The 9,433-nt window shown below is 68.7% G+C and carries 8 protein-coding genes; 7 read left to right on the top strand and 1 reads right to left on the bottom strand.

Annotated elements, in window-relative coordinates; translation table 11 throughout:
• Window positions 1–11: 11 nt before the first annotated feature.
• On the bottom strand, window positions 12–1,670 hold the full coding sequence (locus tag PKE84_RS11010) for an ABC transporter substrate-binding protein (protein WP_271177290.1): 1,659 nt from the start codon (window positions 1,668–1,670) through the stop codon (window positions 12–14).
• 189 nt (window positions 1,671–1,859) lie between these two features.
• Here PKE84_RS11010 and PKE84_RS11005 point away from each other — a divergent pair, with 189 nt between their 5' ends.
• The 7 genes from PKE84_RS11005 to PKE84_RS10975 are packed head-to-tail and all read left to right on the top strand — an operon-like array spanning window position 1,860 to window position 9,402.
• Window positions 1,860–2,900: a Gfo/Idh/MocA family protein gene (locus tag PKE84_RS11005; RefSeq protein ID WP_271177289.1), complete on the top strand. Its 1,041-nt coding sequence runs from the start codon at window positions 1,860–1,862 to the stop codon at window positions 2,898–2,900.
• Entirely contained in the window at window positions 2,897–3,661 is a 765-nt protein-coding gene (locus PKE84_RS11000) for a GntR family transcriptional regulator (RefSeq protein WP_271177288.1), read from the top strand. The genes PKE84_RS11005 and PKE84_RS11000 overlap by 4 nt, the downstream gene beginning before the upstream one ends.
• Window positions 3,662–5,659, top strand: coding sequence for a primary-amine oxidase (locus tag PKE84_RS10995; RefSeq protein WP_271177287.1), 1,998 nt, complete (start codon window positions 3,662–3,664; stop codon window positions 5,657–5,659).
• A complete protein-coding gene (locus PKE84_RS10990; protein ID WP_271177286.1) occupies window positions 5,659–6,369 on the top strand; it encodes a sugar phosphate isomerase/epimerase family protein in 711 nt (236 codons plus the stop codon). The genes PKE84_RS10995 and PKE84_RS10990 overlap by 1 nt, the downstream gene beginning before the upstream one ends.
• Entirely contained in the window at window positions 6,366–7,493 is a 1,128-nt protein-coding gene (locus PKE84_RS10985; protein ID WP_271177285.1) for a Gfo/Idh/MocA family protein, read from the top strand. Before PKE84_RS10990 ends, PKE84_RS10985 begins: the two co-directional genes overlap by 4 nt.
• Window positions 7,490–8,512 (top strand): SIS domain-containing protein, encoded by a 1,023-nt coding sequence (locus PKE84_RS10980; RefSeq protein ID WP_271177284.1) that lies wholly within the window; start codon window positions 7,490–7,492, stop codon window positions 8,510–8,512. The genes PKE84_RS10985 and PKE84_RS10980 overlap by 4 nt, the downstream gene beginning before the upstream one ends.
• Complete coding sequence (locus PKE84_RS10975; protein WP_271177283.1) at window positions 8,509–9,402, top strand: BadF/BadG/BcrA/BcrD ATPase family protein; 894 nt, start codon at window positions 8,509–8,511, stop codon at window positions 9,400–9,402. Before PKE84_RS10980 ends, PKE84_RS10975 begins: the two co-directional genes overlap by 4 nt.
• Window positions 9,403–9,433: the final 31 nt, after the last annotated feature.

Below are 9,433 nucleotides of genomic sequence, written 5' to 3'. Positions count from 1 at the left end.
CCGCACGCTGGTTACTTGACTGGTTTCAGCGACTTGGCGACGTAGCCGATGTTGCCCGACAGCCAGTTGGACGGTGTCGCCCAGAGGTTGTCGGTGGTGGGCATCCCGGTGAAGTACTGGTCGCGGTAGGTCGTGACCGCGCCGTTCTGGCTGAGGATGATGTACGGCTGGTTCTCGGCGAAGTACGTGCCGAGACCCTGGTAGGCGGCGGTGAGCTTCGCCGGGTCGTTGGTGCTGCCGGCTTCGGCGATCAGCTTGTCGACCCCCGGGTCGTTGAAGCGCACGAAGTTCGCGTTGGCCGGTTTGCCGACGGGCGCCGTCTTGGCGGAGTCCAGGCTGTCGCTGAACTGCTGGAACGGGTTGGGCCCCGTGGGGATGCGGTCGTCGAGCAGGTCGAACGTGCCGTTCTGCCGTTCGGTCGAGTACGCACCGAGCGAGAGCTCCTCCGGCGTGGCTTTCACGCCGATCTTGGCGAAGTCCTGCACCAGCAGCTGGTTGGCCGTGATGGTGTCGGTGTAGCCGGTGACCGTGGTGATCTTGAACGCGACGGGCTTGCCGTCTTTGCCGAGCAGGTCGCCCGATCCGTTGTAGCTGTAGCCGGCTCCGGTGAGGATCTTCTTGGCCTCGTCGACGTTCTGATCGAGCGTCTTGCCCTTGTAGGCGGCGGGGATGTACGCCTCGTCGCGGGGCTGCAGCAGGCTGGTCGGGTTGCCGGGCGTGTCCGTGCCGCCGAACGCCTGCTTGATGATCGAGTCGCGGTCGATCGACAGGCTCAGCGCCTTGCGGAACTCGACGTCGTTGAACGGCGCCTTCGTGAGGTTCGGCAGCAGAGCCTTGATGTCGGCGGGGATGGATGTGTACTTGTTGTGCTTCGGGTCCTTGTCGACGAACGACTTCTGCACATCCTGCAGGGCGATGCCCGCCCAGTCGATCTGTCCGGCGTTGAGCGAGTTGAGCGCAGCCGCGTTGCCGGTGGAGGTCACGAGGCGGATTCCGGGGATAGCCGGCTCACCCTTCTCGTAGTACGACTTGTTCGCGGTGAGGGTGACCGATTGCGGAGTGAACTGGCCGAACGAGAAGGCTCCGGTGCCGATGGGCTTCTGGTTCGTGGTCTTCTCCGGGTCGGGGATCGACTTCCAGATGTGCTCGGGGACGATGAACGTCAGGCCCAGCAGGCGGTACTCGTTGGGGTAGTCCGGCTGCGTGAGCGTGATGGTGACATGCGTGTCGTCCACGGCCTTCGCCTCCGCGATCTTGAGGCCGTAGAGGTTGAGGGCCGGCTTCTCCTTGAGCAGGTTGTACGTGTAGGCGACGTCGGCGGCGGTGAACGGCTTGCCGTCCTGCCATTTCACGCCGTCTTTGAGAGTCACCGAGTAGGTGAGCCCGTCGGGCGACACCGTGTACTCGGTGCCCAGCCAGGGGTGCGGCTTCTCGTTCTTGGCGGAGTTGAAGTAGAAGAGCGGCTCGTAGACCGCGCCCAGCACGGCGCCGTTCGCGCCGTAGGCGACGTCGCTGACGAAGGGGTTGAAGTTGTCGGTCAGGTTGCCGGGGTTGCCGGAGAACACGTTGATGTAACGGGAGCTGCTGGAGCTGCTCGCGCCCGAGGCGGAGCATCCGGTGATGATGAGCGTGGCGGCGGCCACGGTGGCGAGTGTTGCGGCGACTCGCATCCTCATTGACTTGCGTGGTTGCACTGCACTTCTCCTCGAATCGGGTGTGGTGGTTGACCGAGAGCATACATAGAGGTCCATAGAGGTAGCAAGAGGTATTTATTTCAGCAAGATTAAGTCTGTTGGTGTAGACCAATTGCGTACCACATGGCTACTATGTGGAACACACGAGGTCAAACAGGAGGAAATGTGATTCGAGTCGGTCTTCTCGGTTCCGGATTCATCAGCGACACCTATGCGGATGCGCTGCAGGATGTCCGGAACGCCGAGATCGTCGCCAACTACTCGCGCGACCTCGCCCGGGCCGAGGCCTTCGCGGCGAAATGGGGCCCGATCGCACGTCAGTACGACTCGATCGAGCAGCTCTGCGCCGACCCCGAGGTCGACCTCGTCGTCATCGCGCTGCCGAACGAGGCGCACGTCGAGGCTGTGCGCATCGCCGCCGCCGCCGGCAAGGGGATCGTCTGCACCAAGCCGCTCGCCCGCACAGGCGCAGAGGCGGCCGAGATCCTGCGCATCGTGACGGAGGCGGGGGTGTGGCACGGCTACGCCGAGAGCTCGGTCTTCTCGCCCAACATCGCCAAAGCGCACCAGATGGTCGCAGCCGGGGCGATCGGCGACGTGCTCACCATGCGCGCCAGAGAGGCCCACTCCGGCCCGCACGCTCCGCACTTCTGGGACGCGGAGACGGCCGGTGGAGGCGCCCTGCTCGACATGGGCTGCCACACCGTCGAGTCCGCCAGGCATTTCTTCGGCAAGCACAACCCGGTGACGGAGGTTTTCGCGTGGGGAGCGACGATGGTGCACGGTGACAAGACGAGCGGAGAGGACACCGCCATCGCGCTCCTCAAGTTCGCCGGCGGGCAGCTCGCGCAGATCGAGTCGTCGTGGATCGAGAAGGGCGGCATGCAGTTGCGCCACGAACTCGTCGGCAGCGCCGGTCGCATCGTCACCGACACGTCGCAGACACCGGTGTGGGGCTTCATCGAGAACCCCGCCGGCTATCTGGTCGAGAAGGCGGACGCCGACACGGGCTGGGTCTATCCGGTGCCGGAGGAGGCGCGTGCGTACGGCTTCAGCCAGGAGATGCGGCACTTCGTCGACCGCTTCGCGGCGGGCGAGGAACCCATCGAGACCTTCGATGACGGGTTCGTCGTCAACTGCATCCTCGACGCCTGCTACGCCTCGATGAAGAGCGGCGTGTGGGAGACGGTGAGCGTCGAGCGATGACCGTCAACGACACCACGATCCGCACGGACTACCCGGACCCGCTCTGGGTGCAGGCCGCCGACTCCCTCCGCGAGCAGATCGCAGGTGGAACTCTGCGTGCCGGTTCCCGCCTCCCGCCGGAGCGGGAGCTCTGTCTCACCCTCGGCATCAGCCGGGTCACACTGCGGAAAGCGCTGCAGGCGCTTGTCGACGACGGCGCGATCGCGCCGTCGCACGGCCGCGGCTGGTACGTCTCCGGGCACGCCGACGAGCGCAACGAGTGGCCGAACAGCCTCGAATCGTTCAGCGAGACGGCCGAGCGGATGGGGCTGCTCGCCACCTCCCGCGTGCTCACCGCAGAGGTCTCCGCGTCGACGATCGATGAGGCCGAGAAGCTGGGGATCGCCCCGGGCACGCCGCTCTTCCGGCTCGGCCGGGTGCGGATGCTCGGCGGCGTGCCGATCGCCCTCGACTGGGCGCTCATCCCCGCCCTGCTGCTGCCGCAGCCGGAGCGCTTCGACTTCACGACCGACTCTCTCTACCAGGCCCTGGCCGACGGAGGCAACGAGCTGGCCAACGCGGAGACCACGATCGAGGCGCGCGAGGCCAGCGCCGACGTCGCTTCGGCGCTCGACGTCGAAGCCGGTACCCCCACTCTCGTCATGCACCAGGTCGTCCGCGGCCGTGGCGAACGCCCCGTGCTCGCCTCGACGGTGCAGTACGCCGGCGACCGCTACCGCCTGCGCACCTATTTCGCCCGCCACAACCGAACGGAGCTCTAAGTGACCGACACCGCCGCATCCATCGGCACCTCCACCGTCGCCGCGGCGCTCGCCTCATCGCGCCCGGACGAGATCGCGGCTGCGCGCCGGATCCTCGTGCGCGATGGCCTGCTCGGCGAACAGACCCATGTGTCGTACTTCGGACTGCTCGAGCAGGACAAGCGCACGCTGCTGGCCGACGGGGCGCGGCCGGAGGCGCGGCGGTTCCGCGCGATGCTGGTCGACTTCGCCTCGGGCGCCTCCCACGATGTCGTCGTCTGCCCGGCAGAAGACCGGATCGTCAGCGCACTCGAGCTCGATCCCGCCGAGGGACAGGTGCCCGTCGTGCTCGCCGAGTTCGGGCTGGTCGAGGAGATCGTGCACCAGGACGAGCGCTGGCTCGCGGCCATGCGCAAGCGCGGCCTCACCGACCTCTCCACCCTCCGTGTCAATCCTCTGTCGGCTGGGGTGCTCGCCCCGGATGAGGCGGGTCGCCGCATCCAGCGCTGCTTCACGTTCGTGCAGAAGACACCGGACGACCTCGGCTGGGCGCATCCGGTCGACGGAGTCACCGTGATGGTCGACGTCGTGACGCGCGAGGTGCTCGACGTGATCGACTACGTCGAGCTGCCGGTGCCGCAGGAGGACGGCAACTTCCACCTGGCCGACTGGGTCGGGAAGCCTCAGCGCACCGGCCTGAAGCCGATCGAGATCACCCAGCCTCAGGGCCCGAGCTTCAGCATCGACGACGACGGCGTGCTCTCCTGGGCAGGATGGCAGCTGCAGGTGTCGTTCGATCAGCGCGAGGGGCTCGTCTTCCACAACATCTCGATCGCCGACGACGGGGTGCAGCGTCCCGTCGTCTACCGGGCATCCATCGCCGAGATGATGGTGCCGTACGGCGACCCGAGTCCGCAGCGCTGGTTCCAGAACTTCTTCGACTGCGGCGAGTACCTGCTCGGCGGCTTCGCCAACTCCCTCGAGCTGGGTTGCGATTGCGTCGGCGACATCACCTACCTGGATGCGACGCTGGCCGACAATGCCGGCAACGTGCGCGTGATCCCGCAGGCGATCTGCATCCACGAAGAAGACACAGGCATCCTCTGGAAGCACTTTGACAACTGGAACGGGTCGAGCGACTCCCGCCGCAACCGCCGGCTGGTGGTCAGCTTCTTCGTGACCGTCGGCAACTACGACTACGGGTTCTACTGGTACTTCTCGCTCGACGGCAACATCGAGCTCGAGGTGAAGGCGACCGGTGTGGTGTTCACCTCGGCCTATCCCGGCGCCGGATACGCCTATGCCTCCGAGTTGGCCCCCGGGCTCGGCGCCCCGTATCACCAGCACCTGTTCTCGGCCCGCCTCGATATGGCCGTCGACGGACCGGTGAACGCGGTCGACGAGCTCGAGGCCGTGCTCGTTCCGCGCGGCCCGGCGAACCCGACGGGCACGGGGATCACGCAGACCGTGACGCGCCTGCGCACGGAGAAGGAGGCGCAGCGGCTGGCCGACAACGCTCGCGGACGTGTGTGGTTGGTGTCCAACCCCGGAGTGCAGAACCGTCTGGGCCGGGATGTCGGCTACGTGCTCTACCCCGAGGGCAAACCCGCCCTCTTGGCCGACGAACAGTCGGACATCCATCAGCGTGCGACGTATGCCGCCAAGCATCTCTGGGTGACGGCGTACGAGCCGGACGAACTCTATCCGGCCGGCGACTTCGTCAACATGCATCCGGGGGGCGCGGGGCTTCCCGCCTGGACCGCGGCCGACCGTGCCGTCGACGGTACCGACATCGTGCTCTGGCACACTTTCGGCCTCACCCACTTCCCGCGCATCGAGGACTGGCCGATCATGCCGGTCGACTCCGCCGGCTTCGTGCTCAAGCCGCACGGCTTCTTCGGCGCGAACCCCACCCTGGACATCCCTGAGACCACCAGCGACCACTGCGCGCCGGGCGGTTCCCACCACGAACAGCACAGCGGCGAGCACGCCGCCCTCGGCCACGAAGGACACCACTGATGACGAGTCCCCTGGGCGTACAGCTCTACAGCGTGCGCGACGACATCGGCCCGGATGCGCTGCCGCAGACGCTTGCCCGCCTCGCCGGTTTCGGGTTCACGCATGTGGAGCCGTACGACATCCTCACGGATACGGACGGTCTGGCAGCGGCGCTCGCCGCCTCCGGGCTGTCCGCGACCACCGCGCACGCGAAGATCACGGAGCTCGACAGAGACCGGGTGCTCGACGCCGCCGAACGCCTCGGAGTGCGTACGGTCGTCGTGCCCTTCGTCCCTCCGGCATCGATCGCCGATCGTGCCGGCGTCGAAGCGCTGGCCGAGGCGATCAACGAGGCGAGCGCGTACGCGGCGGCGCGCGGCATCCGGATCGGTTACCACAACCACGACTTCGAGTTCGCGCAGACGGTCGGGGGGAGGCCGGTGTACGAACTCCTCGTCGAACGGCTCGAGCCCGCCGTCGTGCTCGAGCTGGACACGTACTGGGCCGCCGTCGGCGGTGCCGACGTGTACGAGCTGGTGCCGCGACTCGGAGACCGCGTGCGGCTGCTCCACGTGAAGCACGACGCCGGAAACCCCTTCGACATCGCCGACGTGCTGCCTCTCGCCGCGAGCCTCGAGCTCCCGGTGGTCGAGGTCGTCGTGCACGAGGGCGACGTCTTCCCCCTGGTGGAGCAGAATGCGCACTACTTCGGCGGGCTGGTGCGGGCATGACCGGCGTCGGCATCATCGGGGCCGGGAACATCTCCGACGAGTACCTGCGGTCGCTGACCACCTATCCGGATGTGCAGGTCGTCGGCATCGCCGACCTCGATGTGCAGAGGGCGCGAGCGCAGGCCGAGGCCTACGGCGTACCGTTCGCCGGCACGGTCGACGAGCTGCTCGCGCTCGAAGCGGTGCAGATCGTCGTCAACCTGACGATCCCCGCTGCGCACGCCGACGTGGCGCTCGCCGCGATCGCGGCCGGCAAGCACGTCTGGGGGGAGAAGCCCCTCACCCTGGACCTCGCCGCTGCTCGCGCCGTGCTCGATGCTGCTGCCGCCGCCGGGGTGGTCGTGGCCAACGCTCCGGACACCATCCTGGGCGAGGGGATCCAGAACGCGCACCGGCTCCTGGCCGAGGGCGCGATCGGAACGCCCCAGACCCTGCTCACCCTGATGCAGGGGCCGGGGCCGGACTCGTGGCATCCGCGCCCGCAGTTCCTGTTCGCCCGCGGGGCGGGCCCGCTGTTCGACATCGGCCCGTACTACGTCAGCACGATGGTGCAGCTGCTCGGCCCCGTCGCCTCGGTCGAAGCGCTCGGCCAGACGCCGCGCACCGAGCGCGTCATCGGCTCAGGTCCGGACGCCGGTACCGTCTTCCCTGTGGAGGTGAGCACGCACGTGAGCGTCCTCACCCGCTTCCGCTCCGGAGTCGTCGGCACCTCGGTCTACAGCTTCGACTCGGGTCTGCGGCGTCAGACCTTCGAGATCACGGGTTCCGCCGGCGTCCTGGAGGTGCCCGTGAGCGGCTTCGACGGCGCGACCAGAATGCTCGCCGGCGACGACCGCGTCGCCGATTGGACCGAGATCCCGCCGCCGGGCGTCCACCGCGAGCGCGGTGTCGGAGTGCTCGAGATGGCGCGGGCCATCAGGGACGGCCGCGCTCCCCGAGCCTCGGGGGAGCTCGCCTACCACGCGCTCGAGGTGATGCTGGCGATCGAGGAGTCGATCGACTCCGGCGTCCCCGTCGCGATCTCGAGCACCGCTCGACCGGTCGACCCGCTCCCCATCGAGTGGGATCCGACCGCACCAACGGGCCTGACGGCCACCACCACACCATCGAGGGGAAACCGATGATCGGGTACATCACTTTCGCGGCAGCCCGCGCGACTCAGGCCGACGAGCTCGGCCGGGCCATCCCGCGCATCGCCGACCGCATCGAGGAGCGAAAGGAGGCCGGGGTGCTGAGCGGCCCCGGGCCGATCTTCGTCGGCATCGGGGCGAGCCTCGCCGCCGCGTGCGCGCCGGTCTGGAGCCTTCGCTCACGCGGCATCCACTCGTGGCGCCTGGGGGCCGGCGATCTCCCGCTCCCGTTCCCGGAGAGCGTGCATCCGATCGTCGGCATCTCGCAGAGCGGCCGGAGTGCGGAGACGCTCGCCGTGCTCGAGTCGGTCGCTGCGGAACTGCGGTTGGCGGTCGTCAACTCCGAGCCCTCGCCGATCGCGCAGCTCGCGTCGACGATCTCGCTCGGCAACCTCTCCGACAGCTACGCCTCCACCCTCGGCTACACGGCCACCGTCGCCGCCCTGGGGATGCTCGCCGATGCGTGGGACGGCGGCCGGATCGACCCGGGGTGGACGACTCTGCACGAGACCTTCGCGTCGGTCGAGGACGGGGTCACCGACCAGGTGGTGGGGCTCGCCGGACTGTTCCGCACCGTCGCCTCCTGCGACTTCGTCGGGGCCGGTCCGGCCGTGGGATCGGCGGAAGCCGGGGCGCTGCTGTTCCGCGAGGTGGCACGCATTCCAGCGACGGCCATGAGCACCCGGCAGTACCTGCACGGGTCGATGGAGTCCGCAGGCGACGGGGTGCACGTCGTGCTCGGCGACAGCCGCGAGATCGACCTCGCGACGACCCTTTCCGACGCCGGCCACCACGTCATCCTGATCACGGGGGAGGATGTCGAGCCGTCGGCGACGCTCCACCCCGTGCGGCTGCCCAAGCTCCCCGCGTCGCAGCGCGCGGTGCTCGAAGCCCTCGTGCTGCAGATCCTCGTCGGGGCGGTCGCCGACGTGCGCGGTGTGGAGATCGAGGAGTTCGTCTTCCACAACGCGGATACGAAGGTTCCGGTCGACGCGGCAGGGGGAGCGGCGTGACCGATGTGATCGTGGGCTTGGATGCCGGTGGCACCAAGCTCGGCGTGCGGGTCGACACTCTCGACGGCTCGCGTATCGCCGACGTCTCCCTGCCGGCCGAAGACTGGAGCGCTTCGCCGGCAGGGAGCGCCGCTCGCTGGCTTGCCGACCGCATCCGCCGCGTGGTGCCGAAGGGTGCGCGCGTGCTCGCCGTCGGTGTCGGCGCGCAGGGCTGCGACACCGTCGAGCACTGTCGTGAGCTCGAGCACGAGTTCGAGCTACTGGGCTACCCGGCCACCGTCGTCAACGACGCCGAACTGCTGGTGCCCGCTGCGGGCATCGAGCGGGGCATCGGCGTCATCGCCGGCACCGGATCGATCGCCGTCGGGCGCGACGCCGCCGGCGAGGCGCTGTTCTCCGGCGGCTGGGGCTGGGTGATCGGCGACGAAGGGGGCGCGCCGGCCATCGTGCGCGATGCGACCATCGCGGCCCTGCTCGCCCGCGACGAGGGGCTCCCCGACGACGGACTGCTCAACGCGCTGCAGCTCGCCTTCGGAGTGTCGTCGGCGCCTGCTCTCGCGCGCGCCGTCAACGACACCCCCACCGCAGAGAACTGGGGGCCGCGCGCCATCGCGGTCTTCGCCGCGGCCGATGCGGGATCCGCCCGGGCGGGGCGCGTCATCGACCGCTCGGCCCAACGGCTCGCGGCCCTGGTCGACCAGCTCGTCCGCCGCGGAGCAGTCGCGGATGCCGTCGTCGCCGCCGGCAGCGTGATCGCGAACCAGCCCCGGCTCTTCTCGGCACTGTCGGCGCGGATCACGCGCGCGCATCCGGCACTCGCGGTGGTGCTGCTCGACGACGCACCCGTCAGCGGCGGCATCGAGCTCGCACGACGCCGCGCGACCGGCTAGTCCTCCGCAGCAGAGACTCGACCGCAGAAAC

Source organism: Leifsonia poae, assembly GCF_027921845.1.
GTDB lineage: Bacteria > Actinomycetota > Actinomycetes > Actinomycetales > Microbacteriaceae > Leifsonia > Leifsonia poae.
The sequence above is the reverse complement of the archived record's forward strand: the minus strand, read 5'-3'. Positions and strand labels throughout refer to the sequence as shown.

Excerpts from the sequence above, each read along its gene's own strand:
- PKE84_RS11010 (WP_271177290.1), bottom strand. The coding sequence starts at position 1,670 with ATGCGAGTCGCCGCAACACTCGCCACCGTGGCCGCCGCCACGCTCATC.
- PKE84_RS11000 (WP_271177288.1), top strand. The coding sequence starts at position 2,897 with ATGACCGTCAACGACACCACGATCCGCACGGACTACCCGGACCCGCTC.
- PKE84_RS10990 (WP_271177286.1), top strand. The coding sequence starts at position 5,659 with ATGACGAGTCCCCTGGGCGTACAGCTCTACAGCGTGCGCGACGACATC.
- PKE84_RS10985 (WP_271177285.1), top strand. The coding sequence starts at position 6,366 with ATGACCGGCGTCGGCATCATCGGGGCCGGGAACATCTCCGACGAGTAC.
- PKE84_RS10980 (WP_271177284.1), top strand. The coding sequence starts at position 7,490 with ATGATCGGGTACATCACTTTCGCGGCAGCCCGCGCGACTCAGGCCGAC.